The 21,551-nt window shown below is 64.2% G+C and carries 15 protein-coding genes; 7 read left to right on the forward strand and 8 right to left on the reverse strand.

The features are described 5' to 3' along the window. Positions 1–14: 14 nt before the first annotated feature. Positions 15–2,555 carry a penicillin-binding protein 1A gene (locus QM801_RS09315; protein WP_415018927.1) on the reverse strand — a complete coding sequence of 847 codons (2,541 nt, stop codon included), beginning with the start codon at positions 2,553–2,555 and terminating at the stop codon, positions 15–17. A 143-nt stretch (positions 2,556–2,698) separates the two neighbouring features. Continuing rightward, positions 2,699–3,982 carry an N-acetylmuramoyl-L-alanine amidase gene (locus QM801_RS09320; RefSeq protein ID WP_415018928.1) on the reverse strand — a complete coding sequence of 428 codons (1,284 nt, stop codon included), beginning with the start codon at positions 3,980–3,982 and terminating at the stop codon, positions 2,699–2,701. Positions 3,983–4,637: 655 nt separating this feature from the next. Here QM801_RS09320 and QM801_RS09325 point away from each other — a divergent pair. The 6 genes from QM801_RS09325 to aat all read left to right on the forward strand — a co-directional run bounded on the left by QM801_RS09325 (position 4,638) and on the right by aat (position 12,541). Further along, positions 4,638–7,553, forward strand: coding sequence for an Rne/Rng family ribonuclease (locus QM801_RS09325; protein WP_415018929.1), 2,916 nt, complete (start codon positions 4,638–4,640; stop codon positions 7,551–7,553). A 93-nt stretch (positions 7,554–7,646) separates the two neighbouring features. Continuing rightward, on the forward strand, positions 7,647–9,026 hold the full coding sequence (locus tag QM801_RS09330) for a M48 family metalloprotease (protein ID WP_415018930.1): 1,380 nt from the start codon (positions 7,647–7,649) through the stop codon (positions 9,024–9,026). Positions 9,027–9,097: 71 nt separating this feature from the next. Then, on the forward strand, positions 9,098–9,853 hold the full coding sequence (locus tag QM801_RS09335) for a DsbA family protein (RefSeq protein ID WP_415018931.1): 756 nt from the start codon (positions 9,098–9,100) through the stop codon (positions 9,851–9,853). A 136-nt stretch (positions 9,854–9,989) separates the two neighbouring features. After that, positions 9,990–10,499: an acetyl-CoA carboxylase biotin carboxyl carrier protein gene (gene accB, locus QM801_RS09340; RefSeq protein WP_415018932.1), complete on the forward strand. Its 510-nt coding sequence runs from the start codon at positions 9,990–9,992 to the stop codon at positions 10,497–10,499. A gap of 3 nt (positions 10,500–10,502) precedes the next feature. After that, positions 10,503–11,849 carry an acetyl-CoA carboxylase biotin carboxylase subunit gene (accC, locus tag QM801_RS09345; RefSeq protein ID WP_415018933.1) on the forward strand — a complete coding sequence of 449 codons (1,347 nt, stop codon included), beginning with the start codon at positions 10,503–10,505 and terminating at the stop codon, positions 11,847–11,849. Positions 11,850–11,878: 29 nt separating this feature from the next. Then, positions 11,879–12,541 carry a leucyl/phenylalanyl-tRNA--protein transferase gene (gene aat, locus QM801_RS09350; RefSeq protein WP_415018934.1) on the forward strand — a complete coding sequence of 221 codons (663 nt, stop codon included), beginning with the start codon at positions 11,879–11,881 and terminating at the stop codon, positions 12,539–12,541. On the opposite strand, the gene QM801_RS09355 is transcribed toward aat, so the two are convergent. The 4 genes from QM801_RS09355 to QM801_RS09370 form a co-directional block, all read right to left on the reverse strand. Continuing rightward, entirely contained in the window at positions 12,538–12,996 is a 459-nt protein-coding gene (locus tag QM801_RS09355; RefSeq protein ID WP_415018935.1) for a DUF2155 domain-containing protein, read from the reverse strand. The genes aat and QM801_RS09355 overlap by 4 nt on opposite strands. Positions 12,997–12,998: 2 nt before the next feature. Continuing rightward, complete coding sequence (gene mlaD / locus QM801_RS09360; protein WP_415018936.1) at positions 12,999–13,541, reverse strand: outer membrane lipid asymmetry maintenance protein MlaD; 543 nt, start codon at positions 13,539–13,541, stop codon at positions 12,999–13,001. A gap of 45 nt (positions 13,542–13,586) precedes the next feature. Further along, positions 13,587–13,985 (reverse strand): NADH:ubiquinone oxidoreductase subunit NDUFA12, encoded by a 399-nt coding sequence (locus QM801_RS09365; protein WP_415018937.1) that lies wholly within the window; start codon positions 13,983–13,985, stop codon positions 13,587–13,589. Between the two features lie 132 nt (positions 13,986–14,117). Further along, entirely contained in the window at positions 14,118–16,115 is a 1,998-nt protein-coding gene (locus QM801_RS09370; protein WP_415018938.1) for a VTT domain-containing protein, read from the reverse strand. Positions 16,116–16,168: 53 nt separating this feature from the next. Between QM801_RS09370 and QM801_RS09375 the strand changes: the two genes are divergently transcribed. Then, positions 16,169–16,942 (forward strand): sulfite exporter TauE/SafE family protein, encoded by a 774-nt coding sequence (locus QM801_RS09375; protein WP_415018939.1) that lies wholly within the window; start codon positions 16,169–16,171, stop codon positions 16,940–16,942. 1 nt (position 16,943) lies between these two features. Here QM801_RS09375 and QM801_RS09380 read toward each other — a convergent pair whose 3' ends face one another. Next, entirely contained in the window at positions 16,944–18,815 is a 1,872-nt protein-coding gene (locus QM801_RS09380) for an amylosucrase (protein ID WP_415018940.1), read from the reverse strand. Positions 18,816–18,871: 56 nt separating this feature from the next. After that, positions 18,872–21,544, reverse strand: coding sequence for a hypothetical protein (locus QM801_RS09385; protein ID WP_415018941.1), 2,673 nt, complete (start codon positions 21,542–21,544; stop codon positions 18,872–18,874). Positions 21,545–21,551 lie beyond the last annotated feature (7 nt).

Raw genomic sequence — 21,551 nt, forward strand, 5'->3', positions numbered from 1 at the left:
TTGTGTGTGGGCGGTCAATAGAGGCCGTCGCCGCCATCCGTCAACCCGGTGTCATCGGGCACGGTGCCCACCGAGCCATCGGAATAGTTGCCGTCGCCTCCCGAATAGGCGCCGTCCTGCGAGGGCGGCACGAGCACCACGCCCGAGCCTTCGGCACTGGCGGTCTTCTTGGTTTCGCCGATGATGCTGGTCGAATCCGGCGGCTCGTCACCCGGCTTGAAGGCCTCGAGGATGGTCCCCTCCTCGCCGAAGATGGCACGGCGGCCGGTTGCGGCGTTGATCGGAATGAGTTCGATGGCGCGCGGCACGCGGAAGGGTGCGGCCGGCTTGTTGCGGAGCGCCATCTGCATGAAGTCGGCAACAAACGGCGCGGCCAGTTCGCCACCGGTGCGCTTCTTGCCCATGGGCTTCGGGTTGTCGTAGCCGACATAGACGCCGACCGCGAGGTCGGGCGTGTAGCCGATGAACCAGGCATCGCGCTCGTCGTTGGACGTGCCGGTCTTGCCGGCCACCGGCTTGCCCAGAACCTTCATCTTGTGGCCGGTGCCGCGCTCCACCACGCCTTCCAGCATCGAGGTGATCTGGTAGGCCGTATAGGGGCTCATCACCTGCTCGCTGACGTCAAGCAGTTCGGGCTCGGGCATGCCGGGGGTGTATTCCGCCTGCACGCAGGCAGTGCAGTCGCGATTGTCATGCTTCCAGATGGTGCGGCCGCGGCGGTCCTGGATGCGGTCGATGAGGGTCGCCTCCACCTTGCGGCCGCCGTTGTCGAAGATCGAATAGGCCGTGACCATGCGCAGCAAGGTTGTTTCCGCGGAGCCGAGCGCATTCGCGAGGTGGCGCGGCATCTGGTCGTAAACGCCGAGGCGCTGTGCGAGGTCGGCGATCTTGGTCATGCCGAGATCGTCGGCGAGGCGCACCGTCATGGCGTTGCGCGACTGCTCGATGCCGCGGCGAAGCGTGGACGGGCCGTAGAACTTGTCGGTGTAGTTCTTCGGACGCCAGACCTTGCCGTTGGAGAGATGGAATTCCACCGGCGCGTCAAGCACCACCGAGGCCGGCGTGTAGCCGTTGTCGAGCGCGGCGGCATAGACGATCGGCTTGAACGAGGAACCGGGCTGACGCATCGCCTGGGTGGCACGGTTGAACTGGCTGCTGCCGTAGGAGAAGCCGCCCACCATGGCGAGCACGCGGCCCGAATGGGGGTCCATGGCCACAAGGGCCGCTTCCACGTCCGGCGTCTGGACAAGATGGTACTGGCCCTGCTCCTTGCCCGGCGCGACGTAAACAACATCGCCCACGTTGAGCACGCTGCTCACCTTCTTCACTTCCGGCCCGAGCTTGCTGCCGTCGATGTAGGCGCGCGCCCAGGTGACATAGTTGAGCGGAATGATTCCGGTTTCGCGTACGTCGGTGAACTTGCCGTCGGGCCCGCGGGTGGGCTGCAGGCCGATCTTCGCTTCGGTGTCGGAGACTTCGAGCACCACGGAAATCTGCCAGGGCGCCACGTCGGCGGGCACCTTGAAGTCAGCGAGTGTTTCGGCCCAGTCGCCGCCTGTGAGCTGCACCGTCTTTACCGGGCCGCGATAGCCGCGCTTGCGGTCGAAGCCGATCAGGCCGCGGGCCACTGCCTGTCGCGCCATGATCTGCAGCTTGGGATCGATGGTTGTGCGCACGGAGTAGCCGCCCTTGCTGACGCCCTCCTTGCCGTACATCGTCGTCAGTTCACGGCGAACCTCTTCGGCAAAACCTTCGGCGGCGAAGAGCTGCGCCCCGAACGGGCGCGGATTGACGTTGAGGGGCCTTGCCTGGGCTTCCTTCATCTCGGCTTCGGTGATGTAGCCGTTCTCGTACATCTGCAGCAGCACCCAGTTGCGGCGTTCGACGGCGCGCTTCGGGTAGCGGAAGGGGTGATAGTTGTTCGGGCCCTTTGGAAGTGCAGCCAGATAAGCCATCTCGTCGATCGACAGTTCATCGAGCGACTTGCCGAAATAGTTCAGCGCGGCGGCAGCGATGCCATAGGAATTGAGGCCAAGGAATATCTCGTTGAGATAGAGTTCGAGAATCTGGTCCTTGCTGAAGGAGGCCTCGATGCGCTGCACGATCAGCGCCTCCTTCAGTTTGCGCGACAGCGTCTGTTCGCTCGAGAGCAGGAAGTTCTTGGCAACCTGCTGCGTGATGGTGGAGGCGCCGACGATCTGGCCCCTGCCGGTGAGTTTCACCTGCACATAGCGCAATGCTGCAGCGAAGATGCCGCGGTAGTCGAGACCGGAATGGGTGTAGAAGGTCTTGTCTTCCGCCGCGAGATAAGCCTCGATCAGCTTTTTCGGCACGTTCTGGATGGGCACGAACAGGCGGCGCTGTTCGGCATACTCCGCGAGCAGCGAGCCGTCGGCGGCATGCATGCGGGTCATGACCGGAGGTTCGTAGGCGGCAAGCTGCTTGTAGTCGGGCAGATCCTTCGAGACATCCATGACGATGTAGATCGCGGCTGCCGCCACGCCGATCACGATCATGAAGCCTGCGGCAAAGAGCCAGCCCAGAAATCTCAACATTTAAATCGCCACCCGGAACCCATTTGCGCTGCAAATAGCATAATTCGGCCCTTGCCCAAGCCGAAAGTGATGCTGGGATTAGGCTCCGATTATGGCACAGCAGAGGCACTCACGGCGACGTGAATCCTCAGGGTTGCATTGCCCTATTGGCTGGCGGCGACAGCCGCTCCGAACTGGGCCTCGATCGCATCGGACAGAGCGCTCGCGAGTCGCTTGCGCCAGGCCGAAGAGTTGAGCCTCTCTTCATCCTTAGGGTTGGACAGGAAGCCGAGTTCGATGAGAATCGACGGCACATCGGGCGCCTTGAGGACGGTGAAGCCGGCGGAGCGGATGGGCTTGCCGGTCATCTTCGTCACCTTGCTGAAATGTCCGAGCGCCTTCTTCGAGAACATCGAGGCCTGGTTGCGGCTGTCGCGCTGGGCGAGATCGATCAGCATGCCTGCCACATCTTCACTTTGCGAACCGAGGTCCAGTCCGGCGAGCGCGTCCGCGCGGTTCTCGCGCTGGGCCAGTTCTTCCGATTCAGCGTCGGATGCCTTGTCGGACAGTGTGTACAGCGTGGTGCCCGTTGCGGTTTGGCCGCGCAGGGTGTCGGCGTGAATGGCGATGAAGAGATCGGCCCCCTGCTTGCGGGCGAAGGCAACGCGGTCCTTGAGCGCGATGAAGCGGTCGTCGTCACGGGTGAGAACCACATGGAAGCGGCCTTCCGCATCCATGATCTGTTTCAGCTCTTTCGAGAAGGCGAGAACCACATCCTTCTCCTTCGTCGCCTTGCTGGGTGAGAGCGCGCCGGGATCGATTCCGCCGTGGCCGGGATCGATGACGATCACCTTCTTGCCGTCGGCACGCAGGGGCTTGGGGACTGCGGGCTTCTGGTTAGCGGCCGCGGTTGCGGCAGGATCGGGCTTCAGGTTGGGCTTGATGACGGGCGTGGCGGGCGCTCCTTCCGGCTGTTCGGCCGGAGTCGTGGAGGCCACCACATCGCCTGCCTCGCCATCCTGTGTGGCGGCGGGCTGGTCTTCGGCGCTTGCGGACTGCGTGTCATCGGTGCCCGCAAGCTTCTCCTGATCGATGGCGAAGGCGGCGTCGAAGACATCCTTGGAGATGGCCGTGAGCTCGAGCCGGATGCGGGCCCCCTTCTTGCCGGTCTTGGGATCGAGGGCGGATTTGGTGATGAGGACGGGGCCGAGGGTGTCGATGACGATACGGGCCTTGCCTTCTTCCACCACGCCATATCGGATGCCCTTCACCAGCCCCTTGGGGCGGCGGCCGGCGCCGGGCGGCAGGTCGAAGGTCACGCCCTCCATTTCGACGACGACCCGGTAAGGGCCCGGCAGGATGGTGGCGGTGTAGCCCACGTCATCGCTCAGGGTGGCGGTGAATTCCGTCACGGACCTGTCACCATCGAGGTCAAAAGCGGTTGTCACTGGGCCTGCGAAGGCCGCCTGAACCGGGAGGCCAAGGACGAGAGCCGTGGCCAGAACCCTGCCCCATGGCGTGAATCGCCCCCAAAGACCCGAACACAGGCCGAAAACGGCCCCGATGATGGCAAGGTAAATCATTGATACGACTAACAAACTCGTTTCAGCGCCGCAGTGAACCCGGCAAGGTTAGAAAGTCTTGGTTAACCGACGGTTGCCGGGTTCCCGCAAAGGCTGCTTGCACTCCGGAGGGATGATCCCTAGAAAGACGGCGTCCTGTCATCCTGACTCAGCGCGGTTGAGCGCCAGGGTTGCACGGGCAACAGTTTCGCAACGGGTAGGCGTCCGGTCCGCTTTGGCAAGCAGCCTCCCCTCTGCGTTTGGCAGGGTGTTATCGCCCTCACACCACGGGGATGGACGGAACCATCCGGTGGGCCGAAAGAGTTTAAACCGCCTCCGGTACGCCGGGGGCTACAGTCAACGAGGGTCATGATCAACGTCCCGCACACAACAGCCGAAACGACAGGCCTGAGGGCATCGGCACAGTTGCGCTTGATCACACCCCCATACGCGCGCACGCGTCGAGCGGTCACGTCCACCTCTTGTCCGGACAGAGACCTGGATGCCTTCCGTTCCCGTGCCGCCGCAAGGAACATAGACCATGGGCAGCAAAATGCTCATCGATGCCAGCCACCCCGAGGAAACCCGGGTCGTTGTGGCCCGCGGCAATCGCATTGAAGAGTTCGATTTCGAAAGCGCATCGCGCAAACCACTCAAAGGCAACATCTACCTCGCAAAGGTGACGCGCGTTGAGCCGTCGCTGCAGGCGGCCTTCGTGGAGTATGGCGGCAACCGCCATGGCTTCCTCGCCTTCGCCGAAATCCATCCCGACTATTACCAGATCCCGGTTGCCGACCGCCTCGCCCTGCTCAAGGAGCAGGAAGAGGAAGACGCCGAGGACAGCGACGACGATCTCGACAACGGCCATTCCCATGATGCGCCGGGTGAGTCCCAGGGCTCTGAAGAACACGCCGGTGAAACCATCGAGGGCGAAGCCCACGAAGTCGAAAGCGCCGGTGACGACGCCGAGCACTCTGACGACGCCGAACATCATGACGAACACGCCGACGAAGCCGCGCCCCATGACGAAGACGTGACGGCAAGCGAAGACGAGGCTCCCACAACGGTTGCCCTCGACGCCGAACCTTCCGAGAGCATTTCCTCCGACGTGGTGGAAACCGCCGCGCCGTCCGAAGGCTCTGCCGACCCGGCAGGCGATGTCGTCTCCATCGAGGAAGACGCCGAAAGCCAGAAGGTGGAATCGATTGGCGCCGAAGACGCGCTGGAAGAAGTTCCGCAGCGCCGTCCGCGCCGCCAGCCGCGCCGCCGCCAGTACAAGATCCAGGAAGTGATCAAGCGCCGCCAGATCCTGCTCGTGCAGGTCGTCAAGGAAGAGCGCGGCAACAAGGGCGCGGCCCTCACGACCTATCTCTCGCTTGCCGGCCGCTACTGCGTGCTGATGCCGAACACCGCCCGTGGCGGCGGCATCTCCCGCAAGATCACCGACGCCGGCGACCGCCGCCGCCTCAAGGAAGTGGCGCGCGATGTGGAAGTGCCGCAGGGCATGGGCCTGATCGTCCGCACCGCGGGCGCCCAGCGCACCCGCCCGGAGATCAAGCGTGACTTCGACTATCTCATCCGCCTGTGGGAAAGCGTCCGAGATCTCACCTTGCAGTCGCAGGCGCCGAGCCTCGTCTACGAGGAAGGCAGCCTGATCAAGCGGTCGATCCGCGACCTCTACACCAAGGACGTGGACGAGGTGATCGTGGAAGGCGAAGACGCCTACCGCGAGGCCAAGGACTTCATGAAGATGCTCATGCCGTCCCACGCCAAGAACGTGAAGCTCTACCGCGACACGCGCCCCCTCTTCTCGCGCTATCAGGTCGAGACCCATCTCGACGGCCTGCTCTCGCCCACGGTGACGCTGCCCTCGGGCGGCTATCTCGTCATCAACCAGGCAGAAGCGCTGGTTGCGATCGACATCAACTCGGGCAAGGCCACGCGCGAACACTCGATCGAGGACACTGCGCTCAAGACCAACCTTGAAGCCTCCGATGAAATCGCTCGCCAGCTTCGCCTGCGCGACCTCGCCGGCCTCATCGTCATCGACTTCATCGACATGGAGGAGAACCGCAACAACCGTGCGGTCGAGCGGCGCCTCAAGGAAGCCCTGAAGAATGATCGCGCCCGCATCCAGGTGGGCCGCATCAGCCACTTCGGTCTTCTCGAAATGTCCCGCCAGCGCCTGCGCCCCGGCATCATGGAAGGCACCTTCCGCCCCTGCCCGCATTGCGAAGGCAAGGGCATCGTGCGCTCCGTGCCGAGCTGCGGCCTTGGCGTGCTGCGCATGATCGAGGACTACCTCCTCAAGCGTCCGGAGAACCTGACGGTCCGTTGCGCCCGCGACGTGGCCTTCTATCTCCTCAACGAAAAGCGCGACAGCGTGCTGGCCCTCGAACAGGCCCATGGCATCACCGTCTTCGTGGTGCCGGGTGGCGAAGAACTCAAGGGCACGCAGGCCATCATCGAGAAGGCGCACGACCGTGATATCGCGCCGCGCCGCCTGCCGGCTGCCGCACCCGTGCGGATGGATTCGGCTTATGAAGACGAGCCCGTTTCGGAAGAGACGGAAGCTGCCGACGAGATCGAAGAGACCGAGGCCGGCGACGAAGCCGAAGCCGCCGAGGGCGGTGAGGAGCGTGGCGAGCGCAATGGCGACGACCGTCCCCGCGAGGGTGGACGCCGCCGCCGCCGCCGTGGCCGCCGTGGCGGACGCCGTGGCGAACGCGATGGCAATGGTGAGCGCAATGGCGAACACCGCGCCGCATCGGGACCTGAGTCCGAAGGCGAAGCGAGCGACGCTCCGGCCGACGACGAGGATGAAGCCGCTTACAGCGAAGCCGATGACGTGGAGGCCGTGGCCTCGACCGACTCCGAGGCTGACGAGTTTGCCGGCGAAGCCGCCGAAACGGCTGAGCGCGAAGACGGTGACGAACGCCGCGATGAGCGTGGCGACCGTGGCCGTCGCGGACGCCGTGGCCGCTTTGGCCGTGGACGCGGACGTGACCGCGACCGTGGCGAACGGGGTGACCGTCCCGAACGCAGCGAACGCACGGAAAGCGACAGTGGCGAAGACATCGCAGCCAGCGCGGACACCGGGGCCGAGGAGCCGTCGGACGTAAGCGAGGCCGCAGAGCGTGGCGAACGCAGTGATCGTGGTGAGCGAGGCGATCGTGGTGAGCGTGGTGATCGGGGCGAACGCCGCGAGCGCCGGGACCGCGACGGCTTCCGTGGCCGCGACCGTAGCGATCGTGGAGACAGAGGCGACCGGGGTGACCGTCCGCGCCGCGACTCGCGTCCTGAACTCGTCGCACCGCCGCCGTCTCCGAAAATCGAGATTCCGGACCACATTCCCGATCCGGAGCCGCGCAAGTGGCAACCGCCGCAGCCCACTGTCCAGGCCACCGAAGCGGCCCCGCGCAAGGCTGGCTGGTGGAGCAAGCGCACGCCCGAATAAGGCCTGCGGAACAACACCTTGCAAGTTTACGGGGCGGGCCTCAAACCCGCCCCAATTGCACGCAAAAAGCGGGCTTCCGGAGGCGATTTCCTGATGCGATGGCTTCAACGCGCTGCGGCCCTTCTGGCGGCAGTGAATCTCATTCTGACAACGGCGGTCTTCACCCCTGCGCAGGCTCAGCAACAGCGACAGGGACCAAACCTGATCCGTGACGCCGAGATCGAAGGCCTTCTCCGCAATTTCTCGCGCCCCATCTTCAAGGCTGCCGGGATCAACGCCGGTGCGGTGAAGGTCTATGTGATTGCCGACGACAGCATCAATGCCTTCGTGGCAGGTGGCCAGCGCATCTTCATCCACACCGGCCTCATCACCAAGGCGAAGACCCCAAGCGAGATCATCGGCGTCATCGCCCATGAGTCCGGCCATATCGCGGGCGGGCATCTGGCGCGCCTCAACAACGAAATGGCTCAGGCGAGCGCCGAGCGCATCATCGGCATGCTGATCGGTGCCGCCGCTGTCGTGGGTGGTGCAGCCGCAGGTGTGCAGGGTGCGGGCCAGGCGGGTGCCAGCATCATGGCGGGTTCGGGCGGCATCGCCCAACGCAACCTGCTCTCCTACCAGCGCTCGATGGAATCGGCCGCCGACCAGGCGGCGCTTAAATACCTGTTGGCCATCCAGGAAAGCCCCGCGGGCATGCTCTCGCTCTTCCAGAAGCTGATGAACGACAGCCTCGCCTCACTGGACCGGGCCGACCCCTATCTCTTCTCCCACCCCATGCCGCTCGACCGTATCCGCACGCTGGAAGCGGAGGCGAAGAAATCGCCCTACTACGACAAGGCGGACGATCCGGGCCTCGTACTCCGCCTCAGCCTCGCCAAGGCGAAGCTCTCGGGCTTCATGGATCCGCCGCAGCGGGTGTTCCAGCGCTATCCCACCACGGACATGTCGCTCGCCGGGCGCTATGCGCGCGCCATCGCCATGTTCCGCCGCGGCGACATCAAGAATTCGATGCCGATCATCGACAGTCTCACCCGCGACCTGCCGGCCAATCCCTATTTCTGGGAGCTGAAGGCCCAGGCCTACATGGAGAACGGCCAGGCGGCCAACGGCATTCCCGCCATCAAGAAGGCGCGGGAGCTGCTGCCCAACAACGGCCTGTTGACCCAGCTTCATGCCGCGATCCTGCTCTCGACCGAGGATGCCTCGCGCGCCGACGAGGCGCTGTCGCTGCTGCGGCTCGCCAAGAAGACCGAGCCCGACATGCCGCAGATCTACAAGGACATGGCGCGCGCCTATGGCCTCAAGGGCGATGCCGCCCGGGCCGATCTTGCCACGGCGGAATTCTATTATGCCGCCGGCGACCGCGACCTCGCGCTCAAGAAGGCCAAGCTTGCCCAGCAGCGTTTTGCCAAGGGCACACCGGAATGGCTTCGGGCCAACGACCTCGTCACCTTCGCGGCGGCCAAGAAGTGATGGCCTCACGGAAATGTCGTTTGAATCCGGACGGTAAATCGGTCAAAACCGGGGCCCACATGAGGATACACATGCGCAAGATCATCTCGCTCCTGGCTCTCCTGCCTGCTGTCGCCCTGCTCTGGCTCACGCCCGCCTCCGCCGCCTCCTTCGATGCCCAGCAGAAGAAGGAAATCGAAGCGCTGGTGCGCGAGTATCTTCTCGCCAATCCGGAAATCCTCCGCGAGATGAGCGACAATCTGCAGGCCAAGGAACAGCAGGCGGCACAGGAAGCGCGAGTCTCAGCGCTCACCGACAATGCCAAGGATATCTTCAAGACCGGGGCCGACCCGGTGGCCGGCAATCCCAAGGGCGACGTCACCGTCGTCGAGTTCATGGATTACAATTGCGGCTGGTGCAAAAAGGGCGTGGGCGAGATCGCCAGCCTGATCGAGCACGACAAGAACGTGCGCGTCGTGTTCAAGGAATTCCCGATCTTCGGTGCTGGCTCCGAATTCGCCGCGCGCGCGGCCATCGCCGCCACCAAGCAGGGCAAGTACTGGGAGCTGCACCAGGCGCTGTTCGCGCATGATGGTCCCGTCACTGAAGACGTGACGCGGCAAATCGCCGAGGGTCTCGGCATGGACATGAAAAAGCTCGAAGCCGACATGCAGGATGAAAGCGTGGTGAAGACCATCGGCACCACCCAGGCGCTGGCGACCGCGTTGCAGATCAACGGCACGCCCGCCTTCATCGTCGATGACAAGGTCTTCCCGGGCTACGTGCCCAAGTCCGAACTGCTGAAGGCGATCGAAGAGGTCCGTTCGGCAGGCTGCAAGTACTGCTGAAAACCACCGATTCTTTTCCACCGCCGGGCTGCCGCCACGGTTTACAATTGCGGCGGATTCCGTCATTTCTGGCGGGAACCCTCAGGCTGGTCCGCCATGGACCCTGCCCGGCACAACCTTGAATGAAGAGCCAGACATGCCCGCCAAGAAGCCGTCCAAGACCAGCGCCTCCTCTGCTCCGGTCTCGCCCGAACTCTCTCTGATCTCGAGCCTTGCCGACATTCTCAACAATACCGGCCTGAACGAGATCGAGCTTGAGCAGAAGGGCGTGCGGGTGCGCGTCTCCAAGGGCGTTGCGGCGATGGCCCATTCCATTCCTTACGCGGCCCCGGCAGCCGCACCCGCAGCGGCGCCTGCCGCTGCTCCGGTAGCCGCCCCTGCGGCAGCTGCCCCGGCTTCGGCTGCGGATTCGCCCGGTGCCGTGAAGTCTCCCATGGTCGGCACGGCCTATCTCGCCGCCGCTCCCGGAGCTGCGCCCTTCATCACCGTCGGCGCCCAGGTGAAGCAGGGCCAGACGTTGCTCATTATCGAGGCCATGAAGACGATGAACCAGATCCCCGCGCCCAAGTCCGGCACGGTGACCAGCATCCTCGTCGAGAATGGCCAGCCCGTCGAATTCGGCGAAGCCCTGTTGGTCATCGAGTAATCCATGTTCGACAAGATCCTCATCGCCAACCGGGGAGAAATCGCCTTGCGCGTTCTCCGCGCCTGCCGCGAACTCGGCATCCATACGGTCGCGGTGCACTCCACCGCCGACGCCGACGCCATGCACGTGAAGCTGGCGGATGAAAGCGTCTGCATCGGCCCGCCCGCGGCGAAGGACAGCTATCTCAACATTCCCGCCATTGTCTCGGCCTGCGAGATCACCGGCGCGGAAGCGGTGCATCCCGGCTACGGCTTCCTCTCGGAGAACGCCCGCTTCGCCGAAATCCTGACAGAGCACGACATCAAGTTCATCGGCCCCTCGGCGGAGAACATCCGCACCATGGGCGACAAGATCGAAGCCAAGCGCACCGCCAAGGCGCTGGGCATTCCCGTCGTTCCGGGTTCGGAAGGCGGCGTTGCCACCGTGGATGAAGCCCGCAAGGTCGCCCGCGACATCGGCTATCCCGTGATCATCAAGGCGACCGCCGGTGGCGGCGGCCGCGGCATGAAGGTGGCGCGCAACGAATCCGACCTCGAACTGGCCGTGACGACGGCGCAGACCGAGGCGAAAGCCGCCTTCGGCAACGGCGATGTCTACATCGAGAAGTATCTGGAAAAGCCCCGCCACATCGAAATCCAGGTGCTGGGCGACGGCAAGGGCAACGCCGTCCATCTGGGCGAGCGTGACTGCTCGCTGCAGCGCCGCCACCAGAAGATCTGGGAGGAGGCCCATTCCCCTGCCCTCAACGCGCAGCAGCGCGACGAGATCGGCGGCCGCGTGGCGCGCGCCATGTCGAAGCTCGGCTACGAAGGCGTGGGCACCATCGAGTTCCTCTACGAGAACGGCGAGTTCTATTTCATCGAGATGAACACCCGCCTGCAGGTGGAGCATCCGGTGACGGAAATGATCACCGGCCTCGACCTTGTGCAGGAGCAGATCCGCGTCGCCTCGGGCAGTCCGCTCGCCATGACGCAGGACGACATCCAGTTTGCCGGCCACGCCATCGAATGCCGCATCAACGCGGAAAATGCCCAGACCTTCACGCCCTCTCCGGGCCGGGTCGACTCCGTGCATTTCCCCGGCGGCCTCGGCGTGCGCATCGACAGCGCACTCTACTCGGGCTACCGCATTCCGCCCTACTACGACAGCCTGATCGGCAAGCTGATCGTGTTCGGCAAGACCCGCACCGAATGCATGATGCGCCTGAAGCGCGCCCTGTCGGAATTCGTCGTCGAAGGCGTCGAGACAACGATCCCGCTGTTCCAGCGGCTTCTTGCCGAGACCGACATCATCGACGGCAACTATGACATCCACTGGCTGGAAAAGTTCCTGGCGCGCAACGCGTCCTGAGCAGCCCGGCCTCTCGGCGGATCGGCTTTGTGAGTCACATCACTCCCCTCGTCCTGCTCAAGGCCTATGCGGCGGGCGTGTTTCCGATGGCGGAAAGCGCCACCGATTCCGCCCTCTACTGGGTCGAGCCTGACGAGCGCGGCATCTTTCCGCTCGATGGCCTGGTGATCTCGCGCTCGCTGCGCAAGGTGGTGCGCCAGAAGCGCTTCGAGATCCGCATCGATACCGCCTTCGAAGAGGTGATGAAGCGCTGCGCCGAAAAGACCAGCGAGCGCAAGGAAACCTGGATCAACGCCCGCATCCTCAAGCTCTATGGCGAACTGTTCCGCATGGGCCATTGCCATTCGGTGGAAAGCTGGCGGGACGGCAAGCTGGTGGGTGGCCTCTATGGCGTGCGCATGGGCGCGGCCTTCTTCGGCGAAAGCATGTTCAGCCGCGAGACCGATGCCAGCAAGGTGGCGCTGGTCCATCTTGTGGCACGGCTCAATGCCGGTGGCTTCAAGCTGCTCGATGCCCAATTCATGAACCCGCATCTTGCCACCCTTGGGGCCATCTCCATCAAGAAGGCGGAGTACCTGAAGCGGTTGCAGCCCGCGATTGCCGCCGACGCCGATTTCGCGCGCTTCAAGGGCGATCACGATCCTGAACTGGTGCTGACCTGGGCTGCAGGCGCAGACGCGAAGTCGCCCTAGTCTTCCGGCGTTGCGTTGTCTTCGTTGTTCGGATCGTCGGTCGCAGGCGCCGGGGCTTCTTCCTTGGGCGGCGGCGGCGCATTGGGATCGCGGCAGCCGGTCAGCCACACGTCGAAGGTCGGGTGCTCCACGGCGTTAAGGCCCGGGCTTTCGGCAAACATCCAGCCGGAGAACACGCGCTTGCGCTCGCCGTTCGCTTCCAGCTCATCCACCTGCACGAAGCTGGTGGTCTTGGGTTCTTCAGTGACGGGCCGCGTGTAGCAGACGAAGGGTTTCACGATCAGGCCGCCGAACTTGTATTCCTGGTTGATCGGCACTTCGAAGCTGGTGGTGACGCCGGTGATCTTGTCGAGGCCGTTGAACAGCGCCAGCGGATTCTCGATCCGGTCGGCAAGAGCCGGTCCGGCAAAAAGGGTGAGCGCAATCACGCACGCCCCGGGCGCAATGAAACGCATGCTCAGGGATTTCCCGTGGCCGGTGCCGTGGCATCAGGTGCGGGTGCGGGTGCAGGCGCGGACTCCGGCGCAGGCGCTGCGGCGCCGCCACCCTTATTGCCGGACATGGCCTGACCGATCAGGGCCCACAGATCGACGGAGCCCTGTGTGTAGCTGAACTGGTCGCCGGGGCCGAGCTTGGCGTCCGAGCCGCCGGGCTCAAGGGCGATGAACTTGCCGCCCAGGAGGCCTTCGCTGGTGATCTTGGCCTGGGAATCGTCCGAGAGGGAGACCTTCTTCTCGACGGTCATCTCGATACGGGCCTGATAGCTTTCGGTGTTGAGCGACTGCGCCGTGACGCTGCCCACCTTGATGCCGGCGAGGCGCACGTCTGTGCCGACGTTGATGCCCTCGGCATTGTCGAACTCCGCCACCAGAACATAGCCATCGGAGGCTGATGTGCCGCCCACGCCGGCGGTCTTGTAGGCGTAGCCGAAGAAGGCCACGGCCAGCGCCACGACGGCGGCGCCGACGGCGGTTTCGAGCGTTGTGGTTCCTGCTGACACGGTGTGCGGCCCCTGTTGCTGTGCGGCGTGTCTGACGGCTTGCGCTTACTCGGGACGCCAGGCCTGATAGTCAGGCGCCGGCGTTGCGGGCTTGCCGCCTACGGCAATCGAACCCGGCGGATGATAGGCCATGGCCGTGCCGGTGAAGTTCTCGTGATGCGGCTTTTCCCATTCCCGGGGACGGTAGTCGCCGTCGCGGGGCGGCGTGTCGACGCGGTGATGGATCCAGCCATGCCAGCCGGGCGGCACCTGGGAGGCTTCCGAATAGCCCGAATAAATCACCCAGCGGCGCTCCGGAATGGAATCAGGAATGGCCGACTTGGCGCGGTAGTAGCGGTTGCCGTACTGGTCCTTGCCCACGAATTCTCCCTTGCGCCAGGTGTAGAAGCGCGTGTTCCAGGTGGCGCCGTTCCACCAGGTGAAGAACTGTTTCAGGAGCTGCATTTTGATCGTTTCCAATGGGTCTCGAAATCGCGCGGAATATGGCGGAAGGCTTGCCCAAAATCCAGTTGGAAATTGGGCGATTCCGCTGCGGCGCGAGGTCCGGGCAGGCTTTGGGCGCCCTTCCCCGCAGTCTCAATTCGGCGCCAGAATGACCGGTTTTTCAAGGCTTTCCGGCAGCACCGTGCCGGTGAGCCCTGCGAGGAAGGCCTTGATCTCGTCAGGCGCGGCCGGGGTTGAGCGTGGCAGGGTGAAGAGCTTGAAGCGCGGCGCGTTGTACTCGTCCAGCAGGCTGAGGACGAAGACCGGGCGATTCTGTCCGTCGACCTCGACCGTGCTCGCCGTCTTGAAGGCGCGCAGCACGGTGCGCTTGTCGGGACTGTCCGGGCTCTTGCGCACGGCCGTCACGCGGGCGCCAAGCCCTTCATGCAGCAAGGGGCGTGGCGGCACGGTTGCGAAGGCCGCGTGGGGATCGGAATAGGCAAGAGCCGCCGACCAAGACCACGGCGGCATGATCTCGAAGCCCGCGGCCTTCAATTGTGTTTCGAGGTTGTCGAGTGAACCCACCCACTGGGCGACCAGCGGATCACCCGACTGGCCCGACAGGTCGACACGCCGCTGCGGCGTGACCATCCAGGCCGCCTGCTGCCATTGCTGCAGGGTGTAGCTGCGGGTGGCAAGGGGCGGCGCATAGGAGGCTTCGCGCGCATCGCCGTTCACCTCGATGTTGATGGCTGCGGCGAGAAGCCAGGCGGTGAGCGCCACACCGATCATGCCGAGGGGACGGATGCGCGGTGCTGGCCAGGCTTCGAGGGTGACGCCAAAGGCGGTGATGATCACGCCCGACAGCGCAATCCCCGCCACCACGTCACCCAGCCAGTGCACGCCGAGATAGAGGCGCGAGAAACCGATGAGGAAGATCGCCATGCCGGCGAGCGAGTAAACCAGGGCCTTGCTCCAGCGGCCCATGGCATGGCCCGCCACCACCGCCAGAAGTCCGAAGGCAAGCATGGAAAGCGCCGCGTGACCGCTGGGGAAGCTGTAGGACATCTCATAGGCATCGGCCGGCAGCGGAATGGGACGCGGGCGGGCGAAGACGAGCTTCAGCACCGCCACCAGCACCTGTTCTGCGGCCACGGCCAGTGCAACCGCAAGGGCGGTGCGCCAGGCGCGGTGAATGACCAGCCATGCCGCCATCGCAGCGCAGAGGATGAGCAGCACCGGCGCCTCGCCCATCATCGAGATGCGCGTCATCAGCAGGTCACCCGGCGCATTGCGCAGGTCGTTCAGCACGCCGAAGACCGACTGGTCGAGGTTCGAGGCCACGTCGAGCGTACCGGCCCGGACGAGGAGATAGACGGCAATCGCCGCTGCGATCAGCAGCGAGAAGACCATGGCGACGATGCGCGCCGCCTTGGGATGATCAGGCGAGAGCTTGCGGCCGAGCCGGTAGAAGGGACGCGATTTCTGCGCCTTCGCGAGCTTCGAAAGGCCCGAGAGAATGTTGCGGATGACAGGCGAAAACACGCCCGCCGAGAGCAGACGGATCACCCAGCCGAGGATGCCGAGCGCCACCAGCAGCAGCACCAGCAGGAAGGTGAGGCGGCCGCTGAATTCACCGGCCAGTGCCAGCCCCTGCCCGATCAGGATGCCGGGGAAGACGTGGGCGGCAGCCCAAAAGATGCCGCTCGTGACGTTGACGAAGACGAAGAACGGCTGGCTCATGCCCAGCATGCCGACGATGCCCGGCACCACGGCCTTCACGCCAGGCACGAAGCGTCCGACGGCAATGGACTTGCCGCCGTGATTGCGCACGAAGTCCTCGCCCTTGGCGACGAGGGCGGGATAGCGGCTCAACGGCCAGTAGAGCTTCAGGCGGTCGCCGAACAGGCGCCCGGCCCAGTAGGACACCTGGTCGCCCGCGATGGCGCCCACGGTGGTGGCGATGAAGACCGGCCAGAAATCAAGGTGCCCGGTGCCCACGAGCGTGCCCGCGCCCACCAGCACCACGGTCGACGGAACAAAGAGCCCGATGATCAGCAGCGCCTCGCCAAAGGCAATGAGAAAAATGACGAGGATGGCCCAACTCGGATGGGCTGAAAAATAATCAAGGTAAGGCTGGATATGTTCCATGACTCAGAGTTACATCACATGAATTCGTTAAACAAATCAAAGCCGGCCTTCACATGATCTTCGACATCACCTGGAACATTGCCCTGCTCTTGTTCGGGGCCGGAATTCTGGGTGGTGTGATCAACGCCGTAGCAGGTGGGGCGACGCTGTTCACATTTCCAGCCATGATGGCAGCAGGTCTTTCTCCCATCGCGGCCAATGCGTCCAGTTCGGTCGCATTAACTCCCGGTAATCTCTCGGGCGTCCTATCGGAAAAAAGCCAATTGCCCGCCTTCGATGCAACGATGTGGCTGCACATTGCCGTGGCAGCGGTGGGGGGCGGCATCGGTGCCGTCCTGCTCTTGTGGACGCCGGACAAGGTGTTCACCGCGCTGGTGCCGCTGCTGATCGGCGTGGCGACGCTGATCTTCGCTTTCTCGAAGCAGATCCAGGCGGCCTTGCGGCCTGCCGACCAGGCCCACCACGACACGCCGGTGGCGCGCCAGGTGGCGCTTGCCCCGACCGCGATTTATGGCGGTTATTTCGGCGCAGGGATGGGCGTGATGTTCATGGCCGCCTTCAGCATGACGAGTCCGTGGGCGGTGCGCACGGCAAATGCGGTGAAGAACCTTCTCGGCGCGGCGGTGAACTGGACGGCCATCATCATCTTCGTCGTGCAAGGCGTGATCGCCTGGCCGCAGACGCTCATCATGCTGGTGGGCGCCACGATCGGTGGCTTTCTCGGCGGCAAGCTCCTCGGCATCGTGCCGGTGATCTGGATCCGCCGCTTCGTCATCGCCATGGGAGCGCTGATGACGCTGATCTACGCCTATCGCTACTGGCTGTGAGTCAGACGAGCCAGAGACGGCCATAGGGCGCAACCGCCACCGCCCCATTGGGTGACGGCACATCGCCTTGGCCGAGAAGATCGCGGAAGCGCGTGATGCCGAGGCCGCGCAACTGGTCGGCCGAGATCGAGGTCCACTTTTCGGTGAAGTTGAAGAGGCCGAGCATGGTGCCGTCATCCGACGGACGGGCAAAGCAGAAGAGCGCAGGGTTGCCGAGATTGATGATGCGGGTGGGCACATCGGCGGCGATGTGCGGCACAGCTTTCCGCCTCGCGACGATGTGCTTCACGCCGGAGAAGAGTTTCCCTTGTGGTCCCTCGCCCTTGCGGGCGCGGGCGACCGCCTTCCAATCCATCTTCGGGCGATGCAGCCAACGATTGTCGTGGGCGTGTTCCGTGACCTTGGTGAAGCTGTAGTCATTGAGCAGGCCTATCTCGTCGCCCATGTAGAGGAGCGGCAGGCCACCAAAGGAACAGATGAGCGCCACGCCCATGAGCATGCGCTGCACCGCAGTCTCTGCGGCCGCATCGTCCTTTGCGTCGAGTGCAGCTTCCAATCCTGCGAGGCTGGCGAAGCTGCCGCTGTTGCGGCGGTCGCCGGTGGCGGCATTCTCCTGGAAGATGGCGCCGCGCGCGAAGCTGTCAGGGTATTTGCCGATGTAGAAGTCGGCGAGGAAGTTGCGGTGCCCTGCCCCGGAGACGCCGGGAATGGCGGCGCCATCTTCTTCGGTGATGGCCCAGCCGATGTCGTCGTGGCAGCGGATGTAGGTGGCCCAGCAGGCGTGGCGGAAGGTCTCGGGGAAATGCGTGCCAAGCACGTGCGTCATCAGTGTCGTGTCGCGGCTCGCAAGCGACGACCAATACTGCACCATCAGATTGTTGTGATAGGCGAGATTGGCCTCGCGCCCGGTGTGGCGGCCCTGTCCCAGATACGGCACGAGGTCCCGCGGCGCCACGATCGCCTCTGCCTTGTGGATGAGGGCGGGTGCTGCGATGCGTGTGGCGGCCCGGAGCGCCTGCAGCAGGTCATGCACTTCTGGCTGGTTCTGGCAATTGCTGCCGAGCCGCTTCCACATGAAGGCCACGGCATCGAGGCGCAACACCTCCACGCCCCGGTTGGCGAGACTGAGCATCACATCGACGATCTCGAGGAAGACATCCGGGTTCGACCAGTTCAGGTCCCACTGGTGTTCGTTGAAGGTGGTCCAGACCCACTTCCTGAAGTCCGGATAGTAGGTGAAGTTGCCCGGCGCATCGGCGGGGAAAATCTCGACCAGCGTCTTCTCGTAGGCCTTGGGTTCGGCATCCGTGTCGAACATCCAGTAGTAGGCCTGATACTTCGGGTCACCGGCCTTTGCCTTTTGTGCCCATTCGTGTTCCTTGGCAGTGTGATTTAGCACGAGGTCAATGCAGATGCTCACGCCGCGGGCGCGCATGGCAGCGGCCACCGCCTCAAGATCGTCCATGGTGCCGAGGTCCGGATTGATGGCACGATAGTCCATCACCGAATAGCCGCCGTCATTGGGGGCGGGCCGTGGCTTCAGGCAGGGCATGAAATGGACGTAGGTGGCGCCCATTTCCTCAATATAATCAATATGCTCAAGGACTTTCCGCAAGCTCTGCGAGAAGCGGTCGATATAGAAAACGTAGCCCACGTTCCGCTGCGACAGGAACCAGTCCGGCTCGATGTCGCGGGCGATGTCGAGGTCCTTGAGGGCCCGGGGACGCTCCTGCCAGCGCGCCGCCAGCAGCGTCTTCAGACGTTCCGTGAGGCCCGGCACGTCGCCGTAGATGCGGCCCAGGGAGGACAGGAGATCGCGCTCGCTGCGTTGCCAGCGCAAGTCAAAGAGACGTTGGTCCTGCCGATCGGCCATGGAGTGCGCTCAAAGCAAATCGGAACCGCAGGCGCAAGCCCCCGTTGCATCGGGCGTCATTCGATGGTGATTGAAGCGTCACTGAGTTGAGCCGGCGAAACACCGACCAGCCGGACGCTGCCGCCCGCCGGGAATTTGATCAGCGTATCCTTTCCCACGGTGCGGGCCGCCGCCACCACGTCCTTGGCGAAGGCGAAGCCGGTGTTCATGGAGACTTGCAGGGTGTCGCCCTTGCCGAAGTCGAGGATGATGTCGTCACCCTTGTTCACGTCCAACAGGAAGACATCACGGCCGCTGCCACCCGTGAGAATGTCGTTCCCTGCCCCGCCGTCCAGCACATCATCTCCGGGGCCGCCATTCAGCACGTCGTCACCGCCGCCGCCTTCGAGGCTGTTGCTGTTGGGGTTGCCGGCGATCTCGTTGGCAAAGTCATTGCCAGTGGCGTCGAGGGCCTTCCAGCTGTCGAGCAGCACATCCTCCACATTGGCGGGAAGAACGGGAATGCTGACCCGCGCCACGATGCGGTCATGCCCGCCATCGGGCGCTTCCGTCACCACATCGCCCGCCGAATCGACAAGATAGACGTCATCGCCCGCGCCGCCCGCCATGGCGTCATTGCCGCGGCCGCCATCGATGAGATCGGCGCCCGCCGTGCCTTTGAGATCATCGGCAGCGGGCGTGCCGGTGATGATGTTGTCGGGCGTGAGGCCGAAGGCCACGCCGCGGTCGCTCTGCAGGATGTGGAAGTTGTTGGGCGTGAGGTCGGCCCGTTTCACGCCCTTGAGCAGGATGCTGGCGCCGTTGTCGGCATAGGTGAGGCGAAGGCCATCCGGACCATCGACGGCGAGTTGCGGGTATTGCGCGGAGTTGAAGAGATCGGCGAAGCGGTAGCTGCCGGTGAGCAGCAGCCGGTCCTGCTTCGGGTTGAAGTCGGTGATGATGTCATGCCCGGCAAAGCCGCTGCCTGTGTCACCATAGGCGGCAAAGACGAAGTGATCGGCACCAGCACCGCCCGACAGAAGGTCATCGCCGGCATCGCCCTTGATCTTGTCGTCGCCCGCGCCGCCCGACAGCACGTCGTTTCCGGGCCCGCCATAGAGACGGTCGTAGCCATCGCCGCCTTCGATCGCATCATCGCCCGGGCCGCCGAAGATGATGTCGTCACCGTCGCCACCATCGAAGGCGTCGTTGCCCTCGCGCAGCAGCACGAGTTCGTGTGCGGTGGCACTGCGCTTCGCCGCATCGAAACTGCCCGCCGCGCCCGCTGCTGAAATATGAATGTCGACACCGGTTTTTCCGGTGGGATCGGCAAGTTTGGTCAGGTGATATTCGCTGCCCTTGAGATAAGCCTGATAGGCAAGGCCCGCCGGCTTCCAGTCGGGCTTGCCATCGGGCAGCAGCCCGCGGGCAAGGCCGTACTCGCCCTCGTATTCTCCGGCCTTCTGGTCGAACATCTCGTAGACCGTGGCCGTGTCGACGAAGTCCCAGCTTTCGATCAGCCCCAGCGTCTGCACCACGCTTTCGGCCTGCAGGTTTTCGGCGACAGCAACAGTCAGAATGCCGCCGGGCTTCACCACCTCATATTTATAGGGGTCGGCGAGGATCGTGTTCCACAGGGACGATGCGCCTGCCGTGGCATCGCCGCGATAGGTGGGGTTGCCCCATTCGGTGAAATGCAGGCGCACACCCCCCATGCCGTTCTCGGCAAGCTGCGCCATGGTCTGCTCGATGCCCTGCTCGCTGTTGCTGTCGAAGTTGGCTTCCGCCGGATTGCCCTCGTCGGCAAAGAGGAAAAGCCCAAGCGCCTTGGACCGCGCCTCATCGCGCGAGACGAGCGCATGCCAGGTCAGGCGGTCATCGGTCGGGCTCAGCAGCTTGTGAAAGGCGAAGTTGCCCTTGGTGGCGTCGCCAAGGCTGGCGCGGGTGAGCGGATCGACCCAGGGTTCCACGCGCTTGCCATAGGGGTGCATCGCCATGGCTTCGATGGCGAGACCACCGTTCTTGCCGGCCACCGCCGGATCGGTCACCACATGATCGATGATGGCATCGATGAAAAGCGGGCTGTGCGCCCCGCCGAGCGCTGGCATGATGACGGGGGGCGGCGGAGCTTTCGCGCGCTTCTCCCAATCGATGGTGGCATAGGCTTTATGGACAAGCGCCAGTGTCTTCTCGCCCATGGCGAGATAATCCTCGCGCGGCAATTGCCCGGCGAGATCGCCGTGGGTGACGTTGACCTCGTTGAACATCTGCCAGCCCGCGACATTGCCGAGGACGGCGAAGCCGTTCTGCTGGCGCGCGATGTAGGCGATGAAGTCAGCGAGGAACTGGCCGGGCAAGGCGGGATCAGCAAGCGCGTTCTGCCATTGCCGGTCGCCCTCCTCGCCAGCGCGGAAGTCCGCGCGCGGCGGCCTTGCCCAGTCGCCCGGAACGCCGAAGTTGAATACCGGCTTCACGCCTTTGGCCTGTGCTTCGGCCAAGGCATCAAACGGCACTTTCAGATCGGCACCATCGACACCCGTGCCCCGGTCGCGGAGATAGGCCTTGAAGTCAGGGGCGGAGAGTGTTGCCGCATCGGCACGGAAGGATTGCGCACCCGGCGCCGACTGATAGTTGCTCCAGTTCGTGTCGAGGCGCGCCGCCGTTCCGCCCATCAGCTGCAGGATCAGCATGAGCGCCGCCGATGTCAGATCGGCAGGTGCGGAATGAAGATGAACGCCGAGAAGAGCCACGGCTGGG

The organism is Aestuariivirga sp. (assembly GCF_047600585.1).
Lineage (GTDB): Bacteria > Pseudomonadota > Alphaproteobacteria > Rhizobiales > Aestuariivirgaceae > Aestuariivirga.

Coding starts and splice junctions, on each gene's coding strand:
- QM801_RS09315 (WP_415018927.1), bottom strand. CDS start 2,555: ATGTTGAGATTTCTGGGCTGGCTCTTTGCCGCAGGCTTCATGATCGTG.
- QM801_RS09325 (WP_415018929.1), top strand. CDS start 4,638: ATGGGCAGCAAAATGCTCATCGATGCCAGCCACCCCGAGGAAACCCGG.
- QM801_RS09330 (WP_415018930.1), top strand. CDS start 7,647: ATGCGATGGCTTCAACGCGCTGCGGCCCTTCTGGCGGCAGTGAATCTC.
- QM801_RS09335 (WP_415018931.1), top strand. CDS start 9,098: ATGCGCAAGATCATCTCGCTCCTGGCTCTCCTGCCTGCTGTCGCCCTG.
- accB (WP_415018932.1), top strand. CDS start 9,990: ATGCCCGCCAAGAAGCCGTCCAAGACCAGCGCCTCCTCTGCTCCGGTC.
- accC (WP_415018933.1), top strand. CDS start 10,503: ATGTTCGACAAGATCCTCATCGCCAACCGGGGAGAAATCGCCTTGCGC.
- QM801_RS09355 (WP_415018935.1), bottom strand. CDS start 12,996: ATGCGTTTCATTGCGCCCGGGGCGTGCGTGATTGCGCTCACCCTTTTT.
- QM801_RS09365 (WP_415018937.1), bottom strand. CDS start 13,985: ATGCAGCTCCTGAAACAGTTCTTCACCTGGTGGAACGGCGCCACCTGG.
- QM801_RS09370 (WP_415018938.1), bottom strand. CDS start 16,115: ATGGAACATATCCAGCCTTACCTTGATTATTTTTCAGCCCATCCGAGT.
- QM801_RS09375 (WP_415018939.1), top strand. CDS start 16,169: ATGATCTTCGACATCACCTGGAACATTGCCCTGCTCTTGTTCGGGGCC.
- QM801_RS09380 (WP_415018940.1), bottom strand. CDS start 18,815: ATGGCCGATCGGCAGGACCAACGTCTCTTTGACTTGCGCTGGCAACGC.